General features: G+C 62.6%; 22 protein-coding genes and 1 pseudogene. 18 read left to right on the top strand and 5 right to left on the bottom strand.

Translation table 11 applies throughout. From position 1 onward, the window contains the following. The 8 genes from NKI61_RS26640 to NKI61_RS26605 form a co-directional block, all read left to right on the top strand. Window positions 1-901: glycosyltransferase family 2 protein (locus NKI61_RS26640; protein WP_352841656.1), on the top strand; the 901-nt coding region annotated here is incomplete at its 5' end. 127 nt (window positions 902-1,028) lie between these two features. Further along, window positions 1,029-1,424, top strand: a complete 396-nt coding sequence (locus NKI61_RS26635) for a cytochrome P450 family protein (protein ID WP_023668807.1) — start codon at window positions 1,029-1,031, stop codon at window positions 1,422-1,424. Window positions 1,425-1,545: 121 nt separating this feature from the next. Continuing rightward, complete coding sequence (gene exoK, locus NKI61_RS26630) at window positions 1,546-2,445, top strand: endo-1,3-1,4-beta-glycanase ExoK (RefSeq protein WP_023668806.1); 900 nt, start codon at window positions 1,546-1,548, stop codon at window positions 2,443-2,445. Between the two features lie 55 nt (window positions 2,446-2,500). Then, complete coding sequence (locus NKI61_RS26625; protein WP_023668805.1) at window positions 2,501-3,832, top strand: UDP-glucose dehydrogenase family protein; 1,332 nt, start codon at window positions 2,501-2,503, stop codon at window positions 3,830-3,832. 31 nt (window positions 3,833-3,863) lie between these two features. Further along, complete coding sequence (locus tag NKI61_RS26620; protein WP_023668804.1) at window positions 3,864-4,943, top strand: glycosyltransferase; 1,080 nt, start codon at window positions 3,864-3,866, stop codon at window positions 4,941-4,943. Between the two features lie 223 nt (window positions 4,944-5,166). Then, a complete protein-coding gene (locus tag NKI61_RS26615) occupies window positions 5,167-6,408 on the top strand; it encodes a glycosyltransferase (protein ID WP_023736210.1) in 1,242 nt (413 codons plus the stop codon). Window positions 6,409-6,629: 221 nt separating this feature from the next. Then, window positions 6,630-7,799, top strand: a complete 1,170-nt coding sequence (locus NKI61_RS26610) for a glycosyltransferase (RefSeq protein ID WP_023684225.1) — start codon at window positions 6,630-6,632, stop codon at window positions 7,797-7,799. Further along, a complete protein-coding gene (locus tag NKI61_RS26605) occupies window positions 7,796-9,259 on the top strand; it encodes a lipopolysaccharide biosynthesis protein (RefSeq protein WP_352841653.1) in 1,464 nt (487 codons plus the stop codon). Before NKI61_RS26610 ends, NKI61_RS26605 begins: the two co-directional genes overlap by 4 nt. Before the next feature lie 225 nt (window positions 9,260-9,484). On the opposite strand, the pseudogene NKI61_RS26600 reads toward NKI61_RS26605, so the two are convergent. Next, window positions 9,485-10,534: pseudogene (locus tag NKI61_RS26600) on the bottom strand (polysaccharide pyruvyl transferase family protein); the annotation flags it as partial. A 294-nt stretch (window positions 10,535-10,828) separates the two neighbouring features. On the opposite strand from NKI61_RS26600, the gene NKI61_RS26595 reads away from it, so the two are divergent. The 6 genes from NKI61_RS26595 (at window position 10,829) to NKI61_RS26570 (ending at window position 18,466) form a co-directional block, all read left to right on the top strand. Further along, a complete protein-coding gene (locus NKI61_RS26595; RefSeq protein WP_352841651.1) occupies window positions 10,829-12,001 on the top strand; it encodes a glycosyltransferase in 1,173 nt (390 codons plus the stop codon). 44 nt (window positions 12,002-12,045) lie between these two features. After that, window positions 12,046-13,041 (top strand): glycosyltransferase family 2 protein, encoded by a 996-nt coding sequence (locus NKI61_RS26590; protein WP_352841648.1) that lies wholly within the window; start codon window positions 12,046-12,048, stop codon window positions 13,039-13,041. Then, complete coding sequence (locus tag NKI61_RS26585) at window positions 13,041-13,985, top strand: glycosyltransferase family 2 protein (protein ID WP_502899923.1); 945 nt, start codon at window positions 13,041-13,043, stop codon at window positions 13,983-13,985. Before NKI61_RS26590 ends, NKI61_RS26585 begins: the two co-directional genes overlap by 1 nt. Further along, a complete protein-coding gene (locus NKI61_RS26580; RefSeq protein ID WP_023752395.1) occupies window positions 13,975-14,925 on the top strand; it encodes a glycosyltransferase family 2 protein in 951 nt (316 codons plus the stop codon). Before NKI61_RS26585 ends, NKI61_RS26580 begins: the two co-directional genes overlap by 11 nt. Before the next feature lie 75 nt (window positions 14,926-15,000). Then, window positions 15,001-15,897, top strand: a complete 897-nt coding sequence (galU, locus tag NKI61_RS26575; RefSeq protein ID WP_352841643.1) for a UTP--glucose-1-phosphate uridylyltransferase GalU — start codon at window positions 15,001-15,003, stop codon at window positions 15,895-15,897. A gap of 190 nt (window positions 15,898-16,087) precedes the next feature. Continuing rightward, entirely contained in the window at window positions 16,088-18,466 is a 2,379-nt protein-coding gene (locus tag NKI61_RS26570; RefSeq protein ID WP_023689994.1) for a polysaccharide biosynthesis tyrosine autokinase, read from the top strand. 86 nt (window positions 18,467-18,552) lie between these two features. Here NKI61_RS26570 and NKI61_RS26565 read toward each other — a convergent pair whose 3' ends face one another. Both NKI61_RS26565 and NKI61_RS26560 read right to left on the bottom strand, forming a co-directional pair. Next, a complete protein-coding gene (locus NKI61_RS26565) occupies window positions 18,553-19,254 on the bottom strand; it encodes a metallophosphoesterase family protein (RefSeq protein ID WP_352841641.1) in 702 nt (233 codons plus the stop codon). Between the two features lie 71 nt (window positions 19,255-19,325). Continuing rightward, entirely contained in the window at window positions 19,326-21,233 is a 1,908-nt protein-coding gene (locus tag NKI61_RS26560) for a propionyl-CoA synthetase (RefSeq protein WP_352841639.1), read from the bottom strand. 218 nt (window positions 21,234-21,451) lie between these two features. Here NKI61_RS26560 and NKI61_RS26555 point away from each other — a divergent pair, with 218 nt between their 5' ends. From NKI61_RS26555 to NKI61_RS26540, 4 genes are all read left to right on the top strand, one after another. Continuing rightward, window positions 21,452-22,249 (top strand): DUF2259 domain-containing protein, encoded by a 798-nt coding sequence (locus NKI61_RS26555; RefSeq protein WP_352841637.1) that lies wholly within the window; start codon window positions 21,452-21,454, stop codon window positions 22,247-22,249. A gap of 545 nt (window positions 22,250-22,794) precedes the next feature. After that, a complete protein-coding gene (locus NKI61_RS26550) occupies window positions 22,795-23,082 on the top strand; it encodes a PqqD family protein (protein ID WP_023684213.1) in 288 nt (95 codons plus the stop codon). Further along, window positions 23,082-23,516, top strand: a complete 435-nt coding sequence (locus NKI61_RS26545) for a lasso peptide biosynthesis B2 protein (protein WP_023668789.1) — start codon at window positions 23,082-23,084, stop codon at window positions 23,514-23,516. The genes NKI61_RS26550 and NKI61_RS26545 overlap by 1 nt, the downstream gene beginning before the upstream one ends. Beyond that, window positions 23,513-24,508 (top strand): phosphoenolpyruvate carboxykinase (ATP), encoded by a 996-nt coding sequence (locus NKI61_RS26540; protein WP_023694189.1) that lies wholly within the window; start codon window positions 23,513-23,515, stop codon window positions 24,506-24,508. The genes NKI61_RS26545 and NKI61_RS26540 overlap by 4 nt, the downstream gene beginning before the upstream one ends. 8 nt (window positions 24,509-24,516) lie before the next feature. On the opposite strand, the gene NKI61_RS26535 is transcribed toward NKI61_RS26540, so the two are convergent. Beyond that, on the bottom strand, window positions 24,517-25,542 hold the full coding sequence (locus NKI61_RS26535) for a nucleotidyltransferase family protein (RefSeq protein WP_352624125.1): 1,026 nt from the start codon (window positions 25,540-25,542) through the stop codon (window positions 24,517-24,519). Between the two features lie 131 nt (window positions 25,543-25,673). Beyond that, the coding region (locus NKI61_RS26530; RefSeq protein ID WP_352841635.1) for a dihydroxyacetone kinase subunit DhaK at window positions 25,674-26,386 on the bottom strand (713 nt) is incomplete at its 5' end.

Genomic DNA, 26,386 nt, shown 5'->3' with positions numbered 1-26,386 from the left:
CGACGCCTCCACCGATGACACCGCAAAGGTGGCCAGCGCTGCCGATGATGGCAGCGGCCGGCTTTCGGTCATCCGGCTCGACGCCAATCGCGGCCCGTCCTTCGCCCGCAACGCCGCCATTGCCGGGTCGAAATCGCCTTTCATCAGCATTCTCGACGCCGACGATTTCTTCCTTCAGGGACGGTTTCGCCAGCTGTTTGCCAGCGCCGACTGGGATTTCGCCGCCGACAACATCATGCTGATCCGTGACGATACGGCGACCGATGTCTCGAAGATCGTCGCCCCGTCCTTTTCGGCGGACCCGGAATTCCTCGACTTCGAGCGATTCATCGAGGGCAACATCTCCAGACGGCGTGTCCAGCGCGGCGAACTCGGCTTTCTCAAGCCGGTGATATCAAGAGCTTTCCTCGACAGGCATGGGCTGCGTTACGACGAGAACCTGCGTCTCGGCGAAGATTACGAACTCTACGCTCGCGCCTTTGCCCTTGGCGCACGCTTCAAGGTCATCCGTTCCTGCGGCTATGGCGCGATCGTGCGCGCCGATTCGTTGAGCGGGCGCCACAAGACACAGGATCTGAAGCGCCTCGCCGATGCGGATCTGGCACTGCTCGAGATCGACAGCCTGCCGGAAGGCTCCAAGGCCCTGCTACGCAAGCACGAGCGGCATGTGCGTGACAAATACCGGCTGCGCAATTTCCTCGATGTGAAGGCCGAGCGCGGCATGGCGTCTGCCGCCGCCTATGCGCTGGCCAGCCAGTCGAACTTCATTCCCATCGTTGTCGGCGTGGCCGCCGACAAGCTCGATGCGTTGTTTCGCCACGCCGGTCTGTCCCCGCGGCAGCAGCCGGTGCCGCCTTTGCGCTTCCTCATGGCCGCTACCAACACGGCGGCGCAAAAGTAGGCTCCGCCAAGTCCGGGACGGCGGCCGCAAGGCTGAAAAAATTGCCTTTCTGAAACTCGGAGGTTGCCTACACGCCCCGACGATGGCACTGTATGTTGCGGTGCAGCAATTTTGGAAGGCCAACCGGATGGCTTCAATTTTCGGCTTCAGGTCCAGGGACCCAGCGCGCGACAAGCAGACCGATCTGGCGCGTTTCGACCGTCTGGCAAAGCTGTTGGATCAGATCACGGCCGAGATTGCGGCCGAGAAGACCGGGTTGGAGGCCCGCTACCGGTCGAAGTCCACCAACGCGGCCTTCCTGGTCGAGTCGATGGAGAACGGCTCGGCGTCGGCACGCAAGCTGTCGGAAGTCGGCGAGCTGACGAAGTCCATCCTGAACTGCGAACAGCGCATCGCCGAGCTGGTGCGCCAGACGAGCCGGATGAAGGAACTGCGTCATTCACTCGACGCGATCGTCGGCGAGGATGGCCAGAGTTCTGATTCGCACGGGGAATATGTCAAACCCGCAGGTCGCTTCGGCTGAATACGGTCACACGAGACACAGAAGAGAAAGTTCGGGGACGGAGGATCGGGATCGGCCCGTTAGCAATGTGGGCCAATCGGTGACTTTGGGTTGGGGCGGAACAGCACAAAGGTGAATTGATATGAACGCAGATCCGAAGACGACGCCCATGGCGGCAATCGATGCCATGATTTCGACGCGGCCAAATCGGCCAATGCGTCTTGTAAACCCAACGCGTCTTCTATCCGTTGGTGCGCTTCTGTTGGCGGCAGCCGCAGCTCTGCTCGGCGCCGCCCACCCCTCCCGCGCCCAGGACGCCTCCCCGGAGATGCAAAGCGCACCGTCCTTCGTCGACGATTTCAAGAGTTTCGATCGTTCGCGCTGGTATGTCTCCGACGGTTGGTCGAACGGCAATCACCAGAACTGCACCTGGTCGAAAAGCCTGGTAAAATTTTCCGACAACATGCTGACGCTCGGCTTCGAAAAGCGCAAACTGAAGGACCGCGAGTTCGCCTGCGCCGAGATCCAGACCAAGCAGCGCTTCGGCTATGGGACCTATGAAGCACGGATGAAGACCGACACCGGATCCGGTCTCAACGCCGCTTTCTTCACCTATATCGGCCCTGCCGACAAACAGCCCTGGTATGAGATCGACTTCGAGGTGCTGACCAAGGATACATCCAAGGTGCAGGTCAACAGCTACATCGCCGGCAAGCCCAAGAACGAGAAGCTGGCCGAGGTCGAAGGCGGCGCCGACAAGGGCTTCAACGACTATGCCTTTATCTGGGAAAAGGACCGGCTGCGCTGGTACGTCAACGGCAAGCTGGTCCAGGAAGTGACCAATCCCGAGCAATTGCCGACCCACTCGCAGAAGATATTCTTCAGCCTCTGGGGCAGCGACACGCTGAAAAACTGGATGGGCGCCTTTTCCGACCCCGGCCGCCAGGTGACGATGCAGGTGCAGCGCGTCGCCTTCACCGCGCTCGGCCAGCCGTGCCAGTTTCCGGAATCGCTGGCATGCAGTGTAAGCAGCATAAAGTAGATCTGAACCGGCCCGGCTATATAAGGCCAAAGGGCGTGAACAGGAATTAACCCGAATGAATTTGACGGTCTTTGGAATTGGCTATGTCGGTCTCGTGCAGGCCGCGGTGCTGGCGGAGGTCGGGCACCAGGTGGTGTGCGTCGATGTCGATGAAAAGAAGGTCGAGCGGCTCAACCAGGGCCTGGTGCCGATTTTCGAACCGGGACTGGAGGCCCTGGTCAAGGAGAACCACGCCGCCGGCCGCATCAAGTTCACCACCGATGCCGCCGCCGGCGTCAAGCATGGCGAGATCCAGATGATTGCGGTCGGCACGCCACCCGGCGAAGATGGTTCGGCCGACCTCAAATATGTGCTGGCGGTGGCCGAGACCATCGGCCGCGAGATGGACGGTCCCAAGATCGTCGTCGGCAAGTCGACCGTGCCGGTCGGCACCTGCGAAAAGGTGAAGGCCAAAATCGCCGCGACGCTGAAGGCGCGCGGGCGCCAGGACCTGGCTTTCGACGTCGCTTCCAATCCTGAGTTCCTCAAGGAGGGTTCCGCCGTCGCCGACTGCATGAAGCCTGACCGCATCATTGTCGGCACCAACAGCGAGGGCACCGAGGCGGTGATGCGGGAGCTCTACGCGCCGTTCAACCGCAACCACGAGAAGATGATCGTGATGGACGTGCGCAGCGCCGAATTCACGAAGTACGCCGCCAACTGCATGCTGGCGACCAAGATCTCCTTCATGAACGAAATGGCCAATTTGGCCGAGCAGCTCGGCGCCGACATCGAGGAGGTACGCAAGGGCATCGGCTCGGATCCGCGCATCGGCTACCACTTCATCTATCCCGGCCTCGGCTATGGCGGTTCGTGCTTTCCCAAGGATGTCCGCGCGCTGATCAAGACCGCCGAAGGTGTCAAGTTCGACGCCAAGCTGCTGCGCGCCGTGGAGGAGCGCAACAATGCCCAGAAGTCGGTGCTGTTCGACAAGGTGCACCGTTATTTCAAGGGCAGTCTCAAGGGCAAGACCTTCGCGCTCTGGGGCCTCGCCTTCAAGCCCAACACCGACGACATGCGCGAGGCGCCGGCGCGCGTCCTGATGGAGGCGCTGTGGCAGGCCGGCGCCAATGTGCAGGCCTACGACCCCGAGGCGATGCAGGAATGCCAGGCCATCTACGGCCTGCGCGACGACCTTTTGTTGTGCGGCACCAAGGAGGCGGCACTGCGCGGCGCCGACGCGTTGCTGATCGCCACCGAATGGAAGAGTTTCCGCGCCCCGTCCTTCGACGCGGTGAAGGATGCCCTGACCACGCCGGTCATCTTCGATGGCCGTAACCTCTATGATCCCAAGGTCATCGCCCGTCACGGCATCGAGTATTTCTCGATCGGCAGGATGGCGGCGTGAAGGCAGGGCGGCACAACGCGGAGCCAGGTTCATGAAAGTTCTGTTTGCAGGCGGCACCGGCTACACGCCGCAATTCAGCGGGGGCGTCCAGTCGAGCACCCACCACCTGGTCGAGCAATTGCGCGAAAACGGTCACGAGGCATCCGTTCTGGCAGCCCTGTTCGGCGACGGCATGTTCGGCTTCAGGGCGCGCGCCAAGATGAAGCTCCTTCGTCAGCGCGCGGTCATCGACAATTTCCCGGGCTATCCGGTTGTACGGGCGTGGTTCCCCTGGGAAGCGGCCGACTTCGCCGTCAAAAAGTTGAGGCCGGATGTCGCGGTCGTGCAGTGCCACAATTCGGTGCCGATCGGCAGAGAGCTGCAGAGGCTTGGCGTGCCGCTGACCGTCTATCTGAGGAATGTCGAATTCGACGAATTGGCCGGCGATCTGCGTGAGCTCCATTCGGCGGTCTATATCGCCAACTCCGAGTTCACCGCGCGCGCCTATAAGGCAAAATTCGATATCGATTCGACGGTTATTCCGCCGACCATCAATCCCGCGTTCTACAGCACACCGACGACCGGTGAATTTGTCACGCTCATCAATCCATATGAGGAAAAAGGCTTCGATCTTGCGGTGCGCATTGCCGCCGCCTGTCCCGAGATCCCGTTCCTGTTCGTCGAAAGCTGGAAGCTCGACGACGATCATCGAGCCCGGATCGAAGCAACAATCTCTCCCCTCCAGAACGTCAAGCTGGAAAGCCGCACCAGCGACATGAAGACGGTCTACGGCCGCACGAAAATCCTGCTTGCGCCCAGCAAATGGGAAGAAGCCTGGGGCCGGGTGGCCTCGGAAGCGCATTGTAGTGGCATTCCCGTGGTCGGCTCGCGGCGCGGCGGTCTGCCGGAAGCGATCGGCGCCGGCGGCGTGGTACTGGACTACGACGCCCCGCTCGCCGACTGGGTCGCAACGATCAGGCGGCTGTGGAGCGATGAGGCCGAGTACAAGCGGCTGTCAGCGACAGCACGTCAGTTTTCGGAGCGGCGGCAAATGAACCCCGACAGCCAGTTCGCAACGTTCATGGGCGTTCTCGACCGCGCAAGACGTGTCGGTTTGGAGCGCGCAGCCTAAACGCGTCGTGTTGCATTTCAGCTGAGACGCTGCACGACCGTGGTCGCGCAAAGTTCCCGTTAGCCAGGTCCAGGCGTCGTGCGCCCGTCCGGATCACTTTTAATTGCTGCAGTGCAATATTTTGTGGCACTGCAGCAATCAACGTGTATTCTGCCTGTCTACATTAGGGCTTGTGCGATATGGACCGCTTGGTCCGAGCAAGCCCCAACCTTATGGGCGGGTCATGCGCGTGGGCTTTGTCGTCGGCGAATTCCCTCTGCTTTCGGAAACCTTCGTCGTGGACCAGATGGCTGGGCTGCTGGCGCGGGGCTTTCAGGTCGAAGTGGTCTGCGAAAAGATGCAAGGTGACCACCGAATTGACCGGCAAAGCGAGCCGATGGCGACGCTGCTCGCCAGAACCCGACATTGGTGGCGATGGGCCGCTGTAATCAGCAAATTTGTACAGCGTCTGCCGCCGCGTCTGCGATACAAGGCCTCGACCGTTCTCGACATCGCCTTTGCACGCCGCCTGAACCGCTGCGACGTGATTGTCGCCCACTTCGGACAGAACGGCGAGAGAGCAGCCGCACTGAAGAAATGGAAGGTGCTCAAACCACCGATCATAACCATCTTTCACGGCGCGGACGTGGCGATCCCGGCGCGGCAGGCAGTGCTCGCGACACAATATGCCGGGCTGACCAAGCATGGGACCCTGAACCTGCCCGTCAACGATTACTTCCGCACGATGCTGCTGGAAGCCGGCCTGTCCCAGGCGAGCACGACGGTCCACCATATGGGAATTGACACCCGCGAAATCGGCTATCGCTGGGAATCGTGGGAAGGCACCCAACTGGTCGTGACGACGGTTTGCCGCCTGGTCGAAAAGAAAGGCGTCGAGTTCGCCTTGCGAGCCCTGGCCTCCCTCAAGGCCTCCCAGCCGCAGCTAGACTGGCGTTACGACATTGTTGGCGACGGTCCTCTGCGGATGAATCTGGAGAAGCTGGCCGTAGAGCTGGGCTTGGCTGGTCGCGTAACATTCCTCGGCAGCCTCCCTCACGCAGAGGTGAAAAGACGGCTTCGCATGGCGCATCTCTTTTTGCTGCCAAGTATCACTGCCAGCGACGGGGATATGGAAGGCATTCCGGTCGCGCTCATGGAGGCCATGGCCGCCGGATTGATTGCGGTCAGCACGTATCATTCGGGAATCCCGGAGCTCATCAAGGATGGGGAGACGGGGTTGCTTGCGCCCGAGCGAGATATTTCAGCGCTTGCCGGCAAGCTTACCTGGGCCGCGGAGCACCCGACCGAATGCGAGCGTATCGCGCTTGCCGCACGCCGCAAAGTCGAGGAGGACTTCAACGCAGATGTTCTGAATGAACGTTTTGCGCAGATCGTTACCCAACTGGCCACATCGAGCCCTGCGCATGCACCCACCGGTCATGTCGGCGTTTCCGAGGGCTTGGCGGATCCTTCATCTGCCGGCTGACACTGCTGCTCTGCGTTTGATCGGCAGGCACGCCAAGCTGAGGGAAATCTTGCTACACTGCACCAAAAATGTTGCAGTGCAGCAAGACCTGTACTAACGTTCCTGCGGGTGGGCCAACAGCGGTAGAGTTCCATGCTGCATGTCTTGTGCTTCCGCCACCCTGTCTTCGGCCCGGCTTTTGTCAAAGGGACACCGGCTCCCCGGACGAGCGCATCCTGCCGATGAAGATCTGCTTTGTAGTCGACAAGTTTCCCTCATTGTCCGAAACCTTTGTTCTCGACCAGATAGCCGGATGCCTTGAGCGCGGCATGGAAGTCGGCGTCGTCTGCAACGAGACGTCCTTCGGCAGGGACAGCAACATCGATGATCCGCGCTGGCAGGCGTTGCCAGGAAAGGTCGTATGCTGGTGGGGTGGCCTGGGTCGCTATCGCCCGCTGCTCAGGAAGTGGTCCGGCAGGTTCTGGGACAAGCTCTCGACCGCCATCGACATTGCTCATGCGCGAAAACTGCAGGGCGCCGACGTCATCGTTGCCCATTTCGGCAACAACGGCATGCGCGTGGCCCGCGCCATCAAGCGCGGGAGGATTTCCGCTCCCCTGGTGACGATATTTCACGGCCGTGATGTCGGCGAACCGCTGCATGACAATACGCTCGCGCGCTACAAGATTGTGTTCGAAAAGGGCGTTCTTCAACTGCCGGTGAATGCGTTTTTCCGCGATGCCTTGATTGAGGTCGGTGCATCGCCGGAGCAGGTTGTGGTTCACCATATGGGGGTGCGGCCGAGTGACATCGACTATCGGTGGCGTTCATGGGAGCAGGCTACGCTCTCTTTCATCTCGGTCTGCCGCCTGACTGAAAAGAAGGGCATCGAATATGCGCTTCGCGCGCTTGCTGGCCTGCCGCGGCGAGACTGGATCTACTCGGTGATCGGCGGCGGAGAACTTCTCGAGGAGCTGAAGGGGATCGCCGCAGAGCTCGGCATTGCCGACAGGGTGAATTTTCTTGGGCCCCGGCCGCACAGCGAAGTCAAACAGCGTCTGCGCGATGCGCATGTGTTCCTGCTGCCCAGCGTCGGCGCCCGCGATGGCGATCTGGAAGGCATTCCGGTTTCGCTGATGGAAGCGATGGCCGCCGGCCTGACGGTGGTCAGCACATATCATTCCGGGATCCCTGAACTGATCGACGATCACAAGACGGGTTTTCTCGTGGCTGAGCGGGACGTTGCGGCGCTGACCGGAAAGCTTGCCTGGATCGCCGAGAATCCGAAGCCGTGTGAAGAGATCGCTCTCGCGGCGCGCAAGAAGATCGAGGCCGAGTTCAACTCCGATCTGCTGAACCAACATTTCGTGGAAATCGCCATGCGGCTTGGCGAAACGAGGTCGCTTGCATGAACGCCAATCCGCCCCCCCAGTTCGGTCGTGTCGCCCTGCGCGGCGGGCTGGTAACCATCGGCGCCCAGGGCTTCAAGATGGCGATCCAGTTTCTCTCCGTCATCGTGCTGGCCCGTCTGCTCGTCCCCGAGGATTTCGGTCTGGTGGCTTCCGTCGGGCCGATCGTGGCCTTCGTCGGGCTGCTTCAGAATCTGGGCCTGCAGCAGGCTGTGGTTCAGCGCAAGGACATCAGCAACCAGCAGCTCAACCAGGTGTTCTGGATCAGCGCGCTCGTCGGGCTGGGTAGTGCCGTGGTAGTGGCCGGCCTGGCGCCTGCCATCGCCGCGTTCTATGGCGATCAACGTATGTCCGGCATCACCCTTGGCTCCGCCCTGCCGCTGCTTCTCGGCAGTCTCGCCGCAGTGCCGCTGGCGTTGATGAACCGGCACCTGCAGTTCGGCCAGCTCGCACTGAACGACGTGATAAGCGCCGCCGCCGGACTTCTGGCCGCCACAATCGCGGCCTATGCGGGGTTGGGCTACTGGTCGCTGGTCATCGGCCCGGCGGTTTCGGCAGCTATCGCCCTGGCTGCCGCCTGGCTGGTGGCGCGTTGGACGCCTTTGCGGCCGGACCTGAAGGTCGATGCCGATATATTGTCGTTCGGCGCCAACCTGACCGGCTTCAACCTCGCCAACTTCTTCTCGCGCAATCTCGACAACATTCTCATCGGAAAATATTCCGGTGCGATCGAACTCGGCTATTACGACCGCGCCTACAAGCTCCTGTTGTTCCCGCTGCAGAACATCAACCAGCCGCTGACACGGGTTATGGTGCCGCTGCTCAGCCGCATCCACGATGACAAGGCCCGCTTTCGCGATATCTATGTGCGCACCAACTGGATGCTGGCGGCCGTTACCATGCCGGGCATCGCGGCGCTGACGCTGACCTCCAATCAGATCGTCGGACTTCTCTTCGGCGCCGGCTGGGCACCGGTCGCACCGATCTTTGCCTGGCTGGGCATCGCCAGCCTGGTCCAGTCCGTTTCAAGCACGACGGGATGGATATTCATCTGTCAGGGCAAGACGAAGACCATGTTCCATTGGGGCATCTATTCGTCGCTGACGACCGTCGCTGCCTTCGTCGTTGGCCTGCACTGGGGCGCCGTCGGCGTTGCCGCGGCCTATGCCATCAGCGGTTACGTGCTGCGCGTTCCCGTGCTGGCGCTACTGGTCCATCGCGTCGGTCCGGTGACCGCCGCCGACTTCCTGCTCATGCAGGGGCTTTTCATCGCCTCGTCCCTGCTTGCCTGGTTCCTGTACCTGTGGTTGCCGGCGTCTCTAACGGGCCAGTCAGACCTGCTCGCGGTCTTTTTGGCGCTTGCCCTCAACTACGGCATCGGTATCGTTTTCATGCTTGCCGTCCCGCAGTCGCGACGCGCTTTGTTCACCACCCTGTCCAACGCCGCGCGCAATATCCGCTGAGCGGCCGGCGATCAGCGGCGCCAGCAGGTTTGTGGCCGACATTGCCGAAGCATGTTCTTCGAGCACGGCCTGAAGGCTTGTCTTGCGATAGCGGTCGAGATCTCCCGCAAACCGGCCGAGCTTTTCGCGCGCCTCTTCGGGCGTCACGGTGTCGATGTCGAGCAGCACATCGTCGACACCGATTCGCTTGGCCACTTCCTTGGTTTTGAACTCGTAGGCGATCGGCAGCACCGGCGTGCCGACGCAAAGCGACATGATCATCATATGCATGCGCGTCGCGACGACGAAGTCGAAGCCCTTCACCAGCGCCATCAACTGGTCCGGCGTGTGGAACGAAGCGTCCACTGTCACGTGGCTGGCGATCTCAGGATCGAGCTCGGCAACGATGGCCTGTGCGGTCTTGGAATCGTCATGGGCATATTCCGGCACGCCCTGACACGTGGAGACGAAGGTCACCTCCTTGCCAAGGTCCCTGACAAGAATTGTGGCGATCTCGCGGACCGAATCCAGATAGCGGCGCATGCCGCCCTCACCGTCGCTGACGTAGTTCCAGTGGCGGACCGAAATAGCGACGCGGCCCGTCGACGCCGGCGGCTGGCTGGAAGCGAGACGCTTGCGGATCCTGTCGGTATCGGCCAAGGCGAATACGGCATCGGCCACCACGTGGCACTTGCCGAGATCCTTCACCAAGTCCCGGATATGGGTCCGCGACCGTTCGTCGCGCAACAGGATGAGCGGACTGCGGTCAAAGATCGGGCCGAGCTCCTGGCGGTTGTAACTTTTGTCGAACGGACCGAGGGATTGCGTGAAGAAGACCGGATCTTTGCCAAATACGGCATCGAGCCTGAACTGATTGAGGCGTCGTTCGAGATTGTAGTTCTCGACGAGATAGGTTCCCCCTGTGGTGACCACCATGTCCGCGTCGGCGTAGATATCGAGACCGCGCCGGTCGCGATGGCTGAAAAAATTGCCTAGCGCGCTGCTGCCAAACCAGCGCAGGGCCTGGAGAACGAGCCGATTGTAGATCGGCTTGAACCGGTCCCTCAGCCCGCTGCCATTCTTGTATCGGAACAGGGATTCCGACAGCAGCTTATGAAATTCGAGGTCGGGATAATCCGTCTTCGGATAGAGTCGTTCCGCAACCTCGGGCTGGCTGTCGAAGACGGCAAACCGCACGTCGCCTTGCACGATCGTCTTGAGAATGTGGCGGATCGCCAGCAGAATCGCCGCATCCCCGGTATTCAGGCAGACTGTGTTTTCAACGACGATCTTCATGGGATACCTCATTTCGTCAGCAGATTCCGCGGCGTGGCCTGCGGTGCCTAGGACGGGCATGGTGACCGAAAATACCCACGCCAGGACGATCCCGATGCGGCTCGCGTCACAATCCATCGCTGCATCGGGCTGGGTGACCAGCCAGAGCGGCGCTCAAGCCCGACGGAGGGTAACGCATCAATTTTGCAGTGCAACAAAAAACGTGCACTTATGCTACGGCGCACCAAAAATGTTGCGATGCAGCAAAAGCTGGGTTAGCATTCCCCTGGGTGGGCCAACAGCGGTCGAGTTTTCATGCTGCATGTCTTGTACCTTGTGCACGATGTTTCCGACCCGGCGGTGCGCCGGCGGATCATAATGCTCAAGGCAGGCGGCGCGCGGGTCACGTTGGCCGGCTTCCGTCGGACCACAAATGCTGTTCCCGACGTCGACGGGCTGCAGCCGGTCGACCTCGGCGCGACGCGTGACGGCCGATTCGGCCAGCGTCTGGCGGCGGTCGCCAAGGCGGCGCTGTCGATAGGCTCGAAGCTTGCGGCGATGCCGAAGCCCGACCTCATCATCGCGCGCAATCTGGAAATGCTGGCGCTGGCCAGGCGCGCCAAGGCCGCCTTTCGCGGCGGCGTGCCGATCGTCTACGAATGCCTCGACATCCATCGCCTGGTGCTGCGCAATGACATGCTGGGCAAAGCACTGCGCACAGCGGAGCGTTATCTCGCCCGCGACGTGAAGCTTCTGGTGACGAGCTCACCGGCCTTCATCGCCAATTATTTCAAGCCGTTCGGGCAGGTCGCCGCACCGGTGGAACTGGTCGAAAACAAATACTTCGAAACCGCGCCGATCGCCTTGGATGACAGGTCAAAGGCCGAAAACCCTGCAGCACCCCCGTGGCGCATCGGCTGGTTCGGCGCGCTGCGCTGCCGCCGCTCGCTGGAGCTGCTGGCCGACTTCACGCGCCGTCAGGGCGGGCGCTTCGAGGTCGTCCTCCGGGGCCGTCCGGCACTCTCGGAATTCCCGGATTTCCACGCTTTTGTCGAGGCCGAACCCTATCTCTCCTTTCGTGGCCCCTACCGCAACCCGGAAGACATGGCCGCGATCTACGGCGAAGTGCATTTTTCCTGGGCGATCGATTTCTTCGAGGAAGGGCAGAATTCGGAATGGCTGCTGCCCAACCGCCTCTATGAGGGCTGCCGCTTCGGCGCCGTGCCGATCTCGATGGGCAATACCGAGACCGGGCGCTTTCTCGACCAGCAGGACATTGGCGTCCTGCTTTCCGATGCCACGCCCGAAATCCTGGAAACCGCGCTCGGCCGCATGGACCAGGAGCACTTCGGCAAGGCCAAGGCGCGTGTGCTGGCCCGCAACCCACGAACCTGGAGCTACGACCGCAGCGACTGCCGCGCCTTTGTCGACAGGCTGCGCGGTCTGGCGGCGGTCCCCGGTCCCTTCGTCACCGAAGCGCTGGCTTAGCGATGGCTGATGATGGGAAAAATACAGAGCATGGGAAGGCGCCGATGACGCAAACCGAAGCGCTGCCGCCAAGCCTGATCGTCATTCCGTGCCTGAATGAGGCAGCCCATATCGGCGCGTTGCTCGAGCAGCTCAGGCCGGCAGCGCTAAGGCTCGGCGCCCGCATCGTCGTTGCCGATGGCGGCAGCACCGATGGTACTTTGGCCATTGTCGAAACGGTTGCGGCCAAGGACCCTCAGGTCGTCCTCCTGCACAACCCAAAACGTATCCAGAGCGCGGCGATCAATCTCGCCGTCGCCAGCCTCGGTGACGGCGCCGAATACCTGATCCGCATCGATGCCCACGGCGGCTATCCCGCCCATTATTGCGACCGGCTGGTCGAGGAGGCGCTCGCCACTTCAGCCGATTCGGTCGTCGTCTCGATGCTGACCAGCGGCAGCGGCGCGGTGCAGAAAGCGGTCGCGGCGGCGCAGAATTCCAAGCTCGGCACCGGCGGCTCCAAGCATCGGCACTTCTCGGCCGGCGAATGGGTGGACCATGGCCATCACGCGCTGATCCGGATCTCGACCTTCACCGCGGTCGGCGGCTATGACGAGACCTTCAGCCACAATGAGGATGCCGAACTCGACTACCGCCTGCGCCGGGCAGGCTACCGCATCTGGATGAGCGGCAAGACCCAGATGGTCTACTATCCGCGTTCGTCGCTGAAGGGCCTGTATTTCCAATATCTCGGCTATGGCCGCGGCCGCGCCAAGAATGTGCTCAAGCACCGCATGATCCCGAAAGTTCGGCAGATGATCCCGCTGCTGGTGGCGCCGGTCGTCCTTCTCGCGGTATTTTCCTTTATCCACTGGCTGGCGGCGGTGCCGCTGCTGGTCTGGGCTTCGGTCTGTCTGGGCTACGGCGCTGTGACCGCCATCAGCCAGCGCAATCCCAACAATGTGCTGGCGGGCATTTCGGCGATGGTCATGCATTTCGGCTGGTCGCTCGGGTTTTGGCTGCAACTGCTCGGCTCGCGATCGCAGCGCGGGGTGGCATGATGGTCGCCGACAGCCGCCGAATCGACATCTGCGTCTGCACGTTCCGGCGGCCGGAACTGGCCGACACGCTGCGGTCGCTCGCTGCCATGGATATGCCTGCCGGTTTCGGCATCGGCGTCATCGTCGCCGACAATGACGACGAGCCGACCGCCGAGCCGCTGGTGACCGCGCTGGCGAGCGAATTGAAGCTCGTGGCCCGCTACCGGCACGCTCCGGTGCGCAACATCTCGGTTGCCCGCAACGCCTGTCTTGATGCCAGCACGGCCGATTTTGTCGCCTTCATCGACGACGATGAAACCGCTTCCCGGCAATGGCTGGCCGAACTGATTGCTATCGCGGAGACAAGCGGCGCCGAGGCCGTGCTCGGTCCGGTGCGGGCGCTCTACCGCCCGGATGCGCCGGACTGGATGCGCAAGGGCGATTTCCATTCGACCTTGCCGGTCTGGGTGCAGGGCGAAATCCGCACCGGCTACACCTGCAACGTCCTTTTGAGGATGAGCGCCGACAGCTTGCGCGACCGTCGTTTCAGCCTGGCGCGCGGCCAGAGCGGCGGCGAGGACACCGAATTCTTCGACCGCATGGTCAAGGCAGGCGGTCGCATCGCCTTTGCGCCGGAGGCGTGGGTCGAGGAAGTCGTGCCGCGTTCGCGAGCCGCTTTCGACTGGCTGCGCCGCCGCCGCTTCCGCTTCGGCCAGACGCATGGCCACCTCATCGGCCATGACGCAGGCGTGATAGAGCGTGCGAAGGCTGTCGGCCTTGCCTCGGCCAAGGCCGTCTATTGCTTCGGCATGGCGGCGTTGACCGCGATTAGCCCGGTCCGCCGCAACCGCAGCGTGCTGCGCGGCATCATGCATGTCGGCGTCGTCAGCGGCCTGGTCGGTATCAGCGAAATTCGCCAATACGGACTGTCTTCCCCGCAGCAAGGAGGCAAGCGTGCAGCCTGACGTCTCCTTTGTCATCGCAGCCTACAATGCCGCGGCCACGCTCGACCGGGCGATCGCAAGCGCCATGGCCCAGCGCGATGTCAGCGTCGAAATCATCGTCGCCGATGACCAGTCGCGCGACAACACGCTCGACGTCGCAAGAGCCTATCCAAAAGATGTCGTCAAAGTGGTTGCGCTGCCGGCAAATCGTGGCCCTGGCGGCGCCAGGAATGCCGGGCTCGAACTGGCTTCCGGCCGCTGGGTCGCGGTGCTCGATTCCGACGATGCCGTCCTGCCCGGGCGGCTTTCTGCCATGATCGCGCGGGCCGAAAGCGCGGGCGCTGTGATCGCCGTCGACAACCTCCAGGTGGTGCGCGAGGACGGCATTGCCGAAGCGACGATGTTTCCCGCCGAATATCTGGAGGGCCTGCGTGAAATCACGCTCGCCGACTACATCGCTGGCAACATCGTTTTCGAATCCACGTTCAACCTTGGCTATCTCAAGCCGATCTTCCAGCGCCGTTTCCTGATCGAAAACGGGCTTCGCTATGATGAAAGTCTGAGCATAGGCGAGGATTACATCCTGCTCGCCAACGCGCTGGCCAAGAGCGGAAAATGCGTCGTCGAGCCGACGACCGGCTATATCTACCACATCCGCACGGGCTCGATCTCGCGCGTGCTCGAGCTTCACCATATCGAGGCGATGCGCAAGGCCGACGCGGTCTTCGCCGAGACCAATTCCATGGACGCTGCTGCTGCGGCCGCCTTCGCCAAACGCGCCCGCAGCCTGCGCAAGGCGGCATCGTTCCTGTCGCTGGTCCAGCACATCAAGGCGCGTTCGCCGTTGAAAGCGATACGCACCGCGCTAAGTGATCCGGCGGCTGTCAGGCACATGTCGATGCCGATCGCCGTCCGCCTCAAAAGGGTGGCGGCGCAGTTTGCCGTCGGCGCGGAGAGGTAAGGAGGGCGAGTACATGAAGACGTTTGTTCGTGGCCTGCAACAGGCTGAAATCGATCTGCTCAGAAGGAATTTGCGATGAAGAAAATCAGGAAGGCAGTCATCCCTGTGGCGGGGCTTGGAACACGGTTCCTGCCGGCAACCAAGTCGATTCCGAAGGAGATGCTGCCCGTGGTCGACCGGCCGGTCGTCCAATATGCGGTGGACGAGGCCTTCGAAGCCGGCATCGAGCACATCGTGTTCGTCACCGGCCGCAACAAGGCTGTCATCGAGGACTACTTCGACCTGCACCCCGAACTGATTGGAACGCTCGAACAAACCGGCAAGAAGACCCAGCTGGAGGCGCTCGAAAGCATGCTGCCCGTGGCCGGCGCCACCAGCTTCATCCGCCAGCAGTCGCCACATGGTCTCGGCCATGCGGTGTGGTGCGCACGCGAAGTCATCGGCGACGAGCCCTTCGCCCTGCTGCTCCCCGATATGGTGTCGTTCGGTCGCCGAGGTTGCCTGGCTGAAACAGTCGATCTCTATCAGCAGACCGGCGGCAATGTGATCGCCGTCGAGCGCTGTGATCCCAGCGAGACCAGCAAATACGGCATCGTCGGGCGCGGCGCCGAGACAGGCAGCGGCTTCGAGGTGACGGCCATGGTCGAAAAGCCGGCGCCGGCCAATGCGCCGTCGAACTATTACATCAACGGCCGCTACATCCTGCAGCCCGAGATCTTCTCGCTGCTGGGCAACCAGAAGCGCGGCGCCGGCAATGAAATCCAGCTTACCGATGCCATGGTGCGGCTGGCGAAAAGCCAGTCTTTCTTTGCCCAGCCTTTCAATGGCCGCATGTTCGACTGCGGCTCCAAGGAAGGCTTCATAGAGGCGACCATCGCCTTCGCGCTGGCGCGCGACGACATGAAGGGACCTGTGCTGGAAATGCTGCAGGCGTTCGTGCGGTCGCATGAGCGTCAGGAAGTGGCCGCATAATGCCCATCTCTCGAGGGCATATGCGTTTGGACGATGGCGCGGCTCATGCCTGCACGCCTGGCCGCTCAGGCCCGGCGCCGGATGGCATGAAGCTTGCGTTGCATATCTTGCCCCCGATCTCCGCAGCTTCGGACGAGGTGGGACCTGACCCGTCTCGCTCCGGCGCCTGTAACCTAGAATTGGATCGAAGATGAATTATGCCAGCTTTCCTCTCGACAAGAGGATGCCATTGCCCAACCCCGATCAGGAAAAGGGTGAAGACTTCATCGACGTCGAGCGCCTGCTTGGCATGGCGGCGCGTCAGGTCAAGGTGGTGGCGGTCTGCGCCATCATTGGCCTGTTCCTGGGGTTGCTCTATCTGCAGACCACGCCCAAGCAATACATGTCGGTCGCCAGCGTGCTGATCGACGAAGGCCTGAACAAGGTCATCGACGACATCTCGGCTGCATCCGTCACCATGCAGACCGACGCCGCCCTGCTCAGCCAGATCGAAATCATCACCTCGGCGCGGCTGGCCTCGGTGGTGGTCGACAAGCTGAAACTCGACCAGAACGCAGAGTTCATGAACCCGCCGCAATCGGCGCTGGTCAAGGGCATCGGCTTCGTGCGCGGCGTGATCGGCTATTTCCGCTCAAGTTCCGCCGAGCAGATTCCCGGCATGGAAAACGTCGATGAGGCGACACGCCAGGCCATGATGCAGACGGCGCGCCACGACTATGCCGTGCTGAAGCTGCAGAGCGAGGTGCTGGCGCAGCGCAACGGCCGCTCCTATGTGCTCGCCATCGGTTACCAGTCGACCAATCCGGCGCTCGCCACCGCCATCACAAAGGCCTATGCCGACGCCTATCTCGCCGACCAGCTCAATGCCAGCTTCGACGCCACCGAGCGCGCTGCGGTCTGGCTGCAGGGCCGGCTGACCGAGCTTCGTCAGAACTCACAGGCGGCCGCTATGGCGGTCGAGAAATTCAGGGCCGAGCATGGTCTGGCCGCCAACAGCGACGGCCAGCTGATCAGCGACAAGCAGATTGCCGATCTCACCGCGCAACTGATCGTCGCGCAGGCCGATACGGCGCGCGCCAGCGCCCGCTATCAGCAATACAAGACCATCGTCGAAAGCGGCTCGGACAATGCCTTCAACGATTCCGCCATCTCAAGCGATCAGCCGGCAAGCTCCGTCATTGCAACGCTCAAGACCCGCTATCTCGCAGTGGCCAAGCGGCTGCAGGACGTGACGGCCAATTTCGGCGCCGACCATCCGCAGGCGGTGGCGCTGGCCAAGGAAAAGGCCGACCTGTCGACCCAGATTTTCGGCGAGTTGAAGCAACTGACCGAAAGCTATCGCAATGAATATGAAGTCGCGCTTTCACGCGAGACCTCACTGAGGCAGAAGATCGCCGACGCGGCCGGCAAGAGCTCCATCGACAACCAGAGCCAGGTCAAACTGCGCGAACTCGACCAGCAGGCGCAGGCGCTGACCACGCTCTACCAGACCTTCCTTAGCCGCTACGAGGAGGCCTCGCAGCAGCAATCCTTCCCGGTCGGCAAGGTCCGCATCATCTCGGATGCCTCAACGCCGCTTTCCGCCTCAAGCCCGCGCACCTCCAGGGTGCTGGCGCTGTCGCTGGTGCTTGGCGTGCTGCTTGGCGCCGGCTTCGGTGGCCTGAATGAGTTCAACGAGCGCTTCTTCAGGACCGGCGAGGACATTCGCGATCGCGTCGGCCTCAAATTCCTCGGCTATTTGCCGATGATCGGCGGCAGGCTCGGCAAGGACGCCGACGGCGGTGCGGCGGATGCCAAAGGCGCCAACACATTGTCGGCGGCCGAGAAACGGGCGCGCATGCGGGTCAGCGTCGATGCGCCGGCATCGATGTTCTCCGAAACGCTGCGCAACGCCAAGATCGCCTTCGACGTCGTCATGGAAGGGCAAGGCAGCCGGGTCATAGGCGTGGTCTCGGTCCTGCCCGGCGAGGGCAAGTCTACGGTCGCCGCCAATCTCGCCGGATTGCTGGCCGCCAACGGCTCGAAGACGCTTTTGATCGACGCCGATCTGCGCAATCCTGGCCTCAGCCGCAACCTCGGCATGGAGGCCGAGCAGGGGCTGATGGAGGCCGTGGTCAACGGCCAGACCTGGCAGTCGGTCGGCAAGGTCGACCGCCAGACCAAGCTGGCGATCATCCCGGCCGTGCTGCGTGGGCAGTTCTCGCATACCAGCGAGCTGCTGTCGTCGGCCGGCATGCGGCGCTTCATCGACAACGCCAAGGAGACGTTCGAGTACATCATCGTCGACCTGCCGCCGCTCGGCCCCGTGGTCGACGCCAAGGCGTTTGCGCCGCTGGTCGACGGCTTCGTGCTGGTTGCCGAATGGGGCCGCACGCCGCGCGCCATGGTGCGCTCGCTGCTGGAGCAGGAACCCTACGTCGCAAGCAAGGTCGTCGGCGCCGTGCTCAACAAGGTCGATCTGAAGAAGCTGCCGAAATACGGCTCGCTCGGCGGCTCGGAAAAGTTCTTCGACCGCTATTCGACCTACTATCTGGAGAAATCGGACGTGCGGGCCAAGACCGCCGCCTGAACGGAGCGCGATCCTGAAAAGGAGCGTGATCCGGAAAAGCGGATCCGGTTTTCGGAAAGGATCACGCTCAAACGAAGAACGGCAGGTCAGGAAAAGATCAGCTTGCCGAATTTACCCGCGATCCTGAGCGCTGTCAGCCGGCCGCTTTGAAAGGCGCCGGTGTCGATGCCGAGCCTTCGCCCGTCAAGCCTGGGGATATCGACCGGCGTGTGCCCATGCACCACAAAGCGGTCGAGCAGATGGGCGGCGTTGAAGAACTCGTCGCGGATGTTGAGCAGGTCCTGCTCATCCTGTTGGACCAGGTCGATACCCGGCCTGATGCCGGCATGGACGAAAACGAATTTATCCGAACAGAGCAGCACCGGCAGGCTGCGCAGAAAGTCGATATGGCTGGCCGGAATGACTTCCTTCACGCGCCGGTCGACCTCGTCGCTCGAGGCATAGAGGCTGGCAAGCCGCGCCGGATCGACCCCATAGGAAAACAGCGTCTCGCGGCCGCCGACCGCCAGCCAGCGGTCCCGCGACAGATATCCGTCGAGATAGTTCAGCATCGCCACTTCGTGGTTTCCCGCCAGGCAGACGCGCAGGAACCCTGTTGGCGGTAGCGCCAAGACATGGTCGAGCACGCGCGCCGATTGCGGCCCGCGATCGATATAGTCGCCGAGCATGACGATAATCTTGCGGCCGCGAAATTGCAGCGCGTCGAGCTGGATCTTCTGCTCCAGCGACAGCAATTCCTTGTAGCAGCCATGCACGTCGCCGATCGCGTAGACGACGGTGTCGTCCATATCCATTTCCAGGCGCTCGCGCGGCGCCGGCCGGGGGGGCCTGGATCGCTGGAACAACGCCACTGGGGCCGTCAGACCCCGATGCCGCGGGCTTTGAGCGCCGCGGTGATCTCGTCAAGAATGGCGGGATCGTCGATAGTCGCCGGCATCGTCCATTCTTCCTTGTCGGCGATCTTCTGCATGGTGCCGCGCAGGATCTTGCCGGAGCGCGTCTTGGGCAGGCGCTTGATCGTCACCATGGTCTTGAAGGCCGCGACCGGGCCGATCCGTTCGCGCACCAGCCCCACCACTTCGCCTTCGATGGCAGCGGTATCGCGCGACACACCGGCATTGAGCACGACGAAGCCGAGCGGGACCTGGCCCTTCATAGCGTCAGCGACGCCGATGACGGCGCATTCGGCAACATCGGGATGCGCTGAAAGCACCTCCTCCATGGCTCCGGTCGACAGCCGGTGTCCGGCGACATTGATGATGTCGTCTGTGCGCGCCATGACATAGAGGTAGCCGTCGTCGTCGATCATGCCGGCATCGGCCGTCTTGTAGAAGCCGGGAAATTCCTCGAGATAGGCTTGCCGGAAACGCTCGTCGGCATTCCACAGCGTCGGCAGGCAGCCGGCCGGCAGCGGCAGTTTCACCGCCACATTGCCAAGTGTGCCGCGCGGCACTTCATGGCCGGCATCGTCGAGCACGCGAATGTCGTAGCCCGGCATCGGCACGCCGGGCGAGCCGTATTTCACCGGCAGCAGGCCGAGGCCCGCCGGGTTGATGGTCATCGGCGAGCCGGTCTCGGTCTGCCACCAATGATCGACCACCGGCACGTTGAGTTTCTGCTCCGCCCATTTGATGGTTTCCGGGTCTGCGCGTTCGCCGGCCAGGAACAGAGTGCGGAATTTCGACAGATCGTATTTCGGCACGAATTCGCCCTTGGGGTCCTGCCCCTTGATGGCGCGGAAGGCCGTCGGCGCGGTGAACAGCGCGACCACGCCGTGTTCTGCGATCACCCGCCAATAGGTGCCGGCGTCGGGTGTGCCGATCGGCTTGCCCTCGAACAGCACGCTTGTCGCACCATGCAGCAGCGGTCCGTAAACGATGTAGGAATGGCCGACCACCCAGCCGACATCGGAGGCCGCCCAGAATACTTCGCCCGGTCTGACGCCGAACTCGTTTTCCATCGTCCATTTGAGCGCGACCATGTGGCCGCCATTGTCGCGCACGATGCCCTTCGGCTGGCCGGTCGTGCCGGAGGTGTAGATGATGTAGAGCGGGTCGGTGGCGAGCACCGGAACGCAATCGACGTTGGCGCCCGCGGCGCGCTCGCGGGCAACGGCGTCGGCAAAATCGATATCGTAATGCTCCCTCAGATCGCAGCGCAGCTGGTCGCGCTGCAGGATCAGGCAGGCGTCCGGCTTGTGGCGGGACATTTCGATCGCCTTGTCGAGCAGCGGCTTGTAGGCCACGACACGTCCAGGCTCCAGGCCGCAGGACGCGGAGATGACCAGCTTCGGCTTGGCGTCGTCGATGCGGGTGGCGAGCTCGTGCGAGGCAAAGCCGCCGAACACCACCGAATGCACCGCGCCGATGCGGGCACAGGCAAGCATCGCGACCGCCGCTTCGGCCACCATCGGCATGTAGATGATGACGCGGTCGCCTTTGCGAATGCCGCGGTTCTTGAGCACCGAAGTCAGCGCTACCACTTCGCGCTTCAATTCGGCATAGGTGAATTTCTTGACCGTGCCGGTGATCGCGCTGTCGTAGATAAGTGCGATCTGGTCGGCACGGCCGCCTGCGACATGGCGATCGAGAGCGTTGAAGCAGGTGTTGCAGCTGGCGCCGTTGAACCAGCGCCCGTAAACGCCGGCCTTGGCATCGAAGACGCTGGTCCACGGCGAATACCAGTCGATCGCCTCGGCCGCATCGGCCCAGAATTGTTCTGGGTCGCGTTTCCAGCCGTCATAGACCTCGTGGTAGCGTGACGCCATTCATCCCTCCTCGGGAAAACTCTCTATCTTGCAATAGCCTATGCGGGTTTTCCCGGCCACGTCTTTCCCCAAATGCCATGTCTTTCCCGAAATTTGGCGCTTGGCCGATCTCGCCTTGGCCATAAATTGCAGGCACCATGGCCGGGTTTGAAATCGGGGCAGGGCGCGCAATGACGGTACGATACGGGGTTGGATCTGCCGTTGGAGCAGCGCTGCTGTTGACGATCGTTTCCGCCGCCCAGGCCGGCGATGCCGCCGCGCGGCGCATCATCGGCTTTTCCCCCGACGGCAAATATTTCGCCTTCGAGCAATATGGCGAGTTCGACGCTGCCGTTTCCGGCTGGTCGCAGATCGACATCATCGACACAAGCACAGACGAGTTCGTCGGCGGCAAGCCGATCCTTGTCCTCGATGAATCGGAAGAGGCGACCACGACGGTGGAGCAGGCACGGGCGCAGGCCGCAAAGCAGGCCGCGCCAATCCTGGCCAAATACGGCATCGCCGAGCGCGGCACGCGCACGGCCTCCGACAGGTTCACCTTCCCGGACGACACGGTCGAGTACAACGACATTTCCCGCCTCGAGCAGGCCGCGCAGAAATGGCTGTCGCCGTTCTATGGCGAAACACAGATTTCGACCATCCAGCTCGATGAGATTTTGGCCGACAGCAAGACGGACTGCTCGGCAAGCTTCGATGACGCCAAGCCAAGCGACCAGGCTCTTCCGAGCGACAAGACACTTCAGGGCGAAAAGAAACTTCAAGGCGCCAAGACGGGCAAGGCGCGCGGCTTCCGCCTGTCGCTGCAGGGGCAGGACGGCAAGCCGTTCAAGGTGCTGCACGAGGACAAGGCCGTGCCGGGCTCGCGCAACTGCCCGACTTCCTACAGCCTGTCGGAATCCTACGAATACACCCCGCCCGGCAGGCCGGCGGTAGTGGCGGTGCTGGTGCAGCGCTTCAGCCAGGGCTTCGAAGGACGCGACCGCCGCTTCATCGCCGTAACCGGCCATGCACGCTAAGCCGCGGCCCGTCTTGTGGCAGGCAGAAAAAGCTCATGCGCCCGGAGAAAGCAGGGCGTTCGTGTCGGATATCAGTCTTAAAGCGGCAAGGCCGCCAGCATCAGCCCGACGCCACCCGCAATCAATATGGCGGCTGCCAACGCTTTTCGATGACGTTCGAACGCGGTCGGCGCCCGCTCCCAGTTGTAACGCATACCCAATGCTCTCCCAAAACCCCGCGACTCCATAGCTTACTTTAGGTAAGAAAAGCAACACCTTGACCCTGCGAGATAGCTGGCTTGACCGTTTGCGGCGGTGATTCCCAGCCGCAATCACCGACGATTTCTGGGGTGCTTCCCCGTTCTCAGGCTCTGAATGATGTGGAAGTTACCACAATCTGAAATTGGATGTCTCCATTAGGCTTCGGTTGCCTGTGTCGTGAGGATGGTGGCGTTGCCGGATTGCCACAGAACGGTCAGGCCGGCTTGTTCTCCCTCTCGTCCGCGCAATGGACAGACCCGCATCGCCGCGCTATCTGCTCTCCAGGAAAATGGTGGAGGGGCTCCATGGCCCAAATCGGTTCTGAAATGGTTCTGCGGCTGGCGGACGACGCCTCGGTCCAGCATGTCGGCGATGGCGCCGTCGTGCTCTTGGCGCGCAGCGGCCAGCTTTACACCTGCAACGGCACCACCGAAGCCTTTCTCGACAAGGTGGACGGCGCCCGCAGCCTTGACCAGATCGTCGTCCTGTTGTCTGACGAGTTCGAGGTCGACAAGGGCACGCTCGACCAGGACATGGCGGCGCTGGCCGCCGAACTGGTGAGCGAAGGCATTCTCGCCGACCCGGCTCCCTGATGGTGGACGGCGTTCTCCTGCGCGCTTTGTTTCGTGTCCATTTATGGGCAAGCGCGCGGCTGATGCCGACCCTGATCGGCCGCCGCAGCTTCGAATCGGTGCTGAAATGGGCGCCGCTCAGCGCACCCACCCCTTATCGCGGCCTGTCGTCAGCCTACATCGTCGCTGCCGTCAACCGGACCGTCCGGCACCCCTGGCTGATGCGCGACCGCAGATGCCTGCGCGAGGGCCTGCTCGCCCACCGCTTCCTGCGCTTTGCCGGCTTCGATCCGGATCTGCGCTTCGGCGTCGATCCGAAGTCGATGCAGGCGCCGCGTATGTCTGCCCATTGCTGGGTCTGTCTCGATGGCCGCCCGGTGGTCTCGGACAGCCTCCCCGGCATGGTGCAGATCTATCGCCATCACGCCGATGCCGGAAAGGCGCACGCTGCTTGACCGGTCCGGCGACCACCTTCTGCTATGATCTCCAGGGCCAGGTCATCAGCATATCGGCCTCGCGGGCCGATCTCTGGCCGAGCTTCGACCTCTTGCTCGGCACGTTGCGCGTGAGCGGGCCGGTCGAGCCCGATTTCCGCGTCGACATCGTCGAGACGCGGGAGTTACCGGAATCGCCTGCCGGAAAACTCGCTTTCGACGGCGAGGTGCCGGAGGACGGCCATTGCCGGCTGATCGACGGTGGTGGCACCGTTCATCTGGTCTTTCCCGGCCTGCAGACCGTCTCGATCAATGCCGATGGAGGCTGGGCCGAGATACGAGTCCATCCCGATGCCAAGGTCAAATGGACGGTGCTGATGATGGTGCTGGATGCAGCACTTGATGCCGGCGACCAGCACATGCTGCACACCGCCGGCCTGACATTGCCCGGCCGCGAGGCGCTCGTGCTGATCCATGCGCCGAGCGGCACCGGCAAGTCAACGACGTCGCTGGCGCTGGCGTCGCAAGGTTTCGGCCTGTGCTCGGATGACGCCATGATCCTCAAGGTTTTGGCCGGTGGCGGCATCACGGCCTGGGGCTTGCCGCGCAAGGTGAAGGTCCACCGCCACACCGCGGCAATGCTGCCCTTCGTGGCGCCTTGCCTTGGCGACAAATGGGACGCCAATGGCGAGCAGGCCGTCTCGCTGGAACGTCTCGCCGAGATCATCCGCATCGAGGAAACTGTCGGCAGACCGGTTGCGGCACTGTTTCATCTCGCCCGCTCGGCGGACGCGCAAACCCGGCTCGTGCCCATGACCAGGACAGACGCCATGGTGGCGCTTGCCACCGACAATGTCAGGACCGGCATGACCGGCCTTTTGCCGGCGCAGAAGCGCCGCATGGCAACCATCGCAACGCTGGTCAAAGCCGTCCCGACCTTTACCCTGGAAGTCGGCGCGAACCCGGCCGAGGCGGCCCCGCTGATCCGCTCGGCGCTGGCGGCGCGGGACTAAAGCACACTTCAGGCAGAATGCGGCTTTGGCCTGGCGAGGCGCTGGATCCAGCGGAAGGCGTCGCGGCGCAGGCGCGAATGCATCTTGTCCCTGGAATTGACGCCGAGCAGCGTATCGCCGGTGATCAGCCATTTGGCCAAAAATATCGAGAGGTCGGGCTTGATGCGGTCGGCCAGTTCGATCGCGCGCGGTGCATCAAACAGCCGCCCCGTCACATTGAGAACCGTCGCCAGTTCGAGCTCGATGCCGCTGATGCGCGCCGCCTCGAAAAGCCGGTCTTCATCCGCGGGCGACCGCAGCGCGCGCACGCCCTGCAGCACATCGACGCAAAGCTGCAGCCGGTGGAACTTGTGCCCGCCGGCGGCGTGGACAATGGCGATGGTCAGCAGCGCGGCCGGCGTGTCGGCCTCGCTGCCGTCGATGATCTGCAATTCGCGAAAGCCCAGCGACAGCCGCCGCCGCATGCCGGAATCATGCACCAGGTTGCCGTGCAGTTCGATCAGCAGGCTGGTATTCTCCTTCTCCAGCCACTTGAACTCCTGCAGATCCTGCGACTGCGTCTCCTCGCTCCAGAGTTCAAAGCCGCATCCGGCAATCACCGTGTTGGCTTCAATGATGCTGGCCGGCTCGACCAGAATGTCGATGTCGGTGAAAGGCCGGTCGGCGGCGTGGCGGTAGAGTTTGCGGGTGAAGACAGGCCCCTTGACGATGCGCGCCGGCACGCTGGCGGCGGCAAGCGCCTTCATGATGCGGTCGCCATGATATTGCAGCAGCATCGATTGGCCGGTCGCCAGCGTCGAGCGATCACGCAGTTCCGACAGCTTTTGCCGCAAGGCTGCGTCCGCAGGCAGTTGGGCGTCGCCGATCTCGCTGAGCTTGCGCAGCATGATCGGCAGCACGCCGTGGAACTCGGCATTGGCGAGCAGTGCCAGCAAGCTTTCGGCAGCAACGTCACGGCCAATGGCAACCGTCGCCTCCGGGTCGGCGAAGGTCAGCAGCAGTTTTTCATCGGCAGGCGCAAGAGATGGCAGCATCAAACCCGGATTGCGTTCGCCCACATCAGCAATTCCCGTCCGGAATTGCGTCAAACAACCAACTCAGAGGAGCGTATGTTGCAGAAAAGCATGCATGAAGCCAGCGTGTGATGGCAGAACCAGCCTCTCCGCTACAGTCCCCAGCGCAGCGCGACGGTGTGCACCGGCGCGTCCCACATTGACGTTGCCTCGTCATCCAGCATGGTCAGCGTGATCGAGCAGCCGGCCATGTCGAGCGATGTCACGTAGGACCCGACCAGCGAGCGGGTCACCGTCACGCCCTGTTTTTCGAAGATGTTTCGGGCGCTGTTGTACATCAGATAGAGCTCCATCAGCGGCGTGCCGCCAAAGCCGTTGATGAACAACAGTGCCGGGCCTTTCGCCCTGTCGCCGAGATCGCCCAGGATCGCGGCGCAAATCTCTTCGGCGATCGCATCGGCGCTTTTCAACGTGTCGCGACGCCGGCCGGGCTCGCCATGAATGCCGACGCCGAATTCCATCTCGCCATCACCAATCTCGAAGGTCGGCCTGCCCGCCGCCGGCACCGTGCAACTGGTCAGCGCCACGCCCATCGAACGCGTCGCGCTGTTGATGCGACCGCCGAGCGCCTTGAGATCCGCCAGCGCCATGCCTTGCTCGGCGGCGGCGCCGACGATCTTCTCCACCACCAGCGTGCCGGCGACGCCGCGCCGGCCGGTGGTAAAGGACGAATTCTCGACGGCGACGTCATCATTGATCACCACCTGCAGGACGCCGTCGGCCATTTCGCCGGCCATGTCGAAATTCATCACGTCGCCTTCATAGTTCTTGACGATGAACAGGCAGCCGGCGCCGGTATCGACGG

Origin of the sequence: Mesorhizobium sp. M0514 (assembly GCF_040321145.1) — a bacterium.
GTDB lineage: Bacteria > Pseudomonadota > Alphaproteobacteria > Rhizobiales > Rhizobiaceae > Mesorhizobium.
The sequence above is the reverse complement of the archived record's forward strand: the minus strand, read 5'-3'. Positions and strand labels throughout refer to the sequence as shown.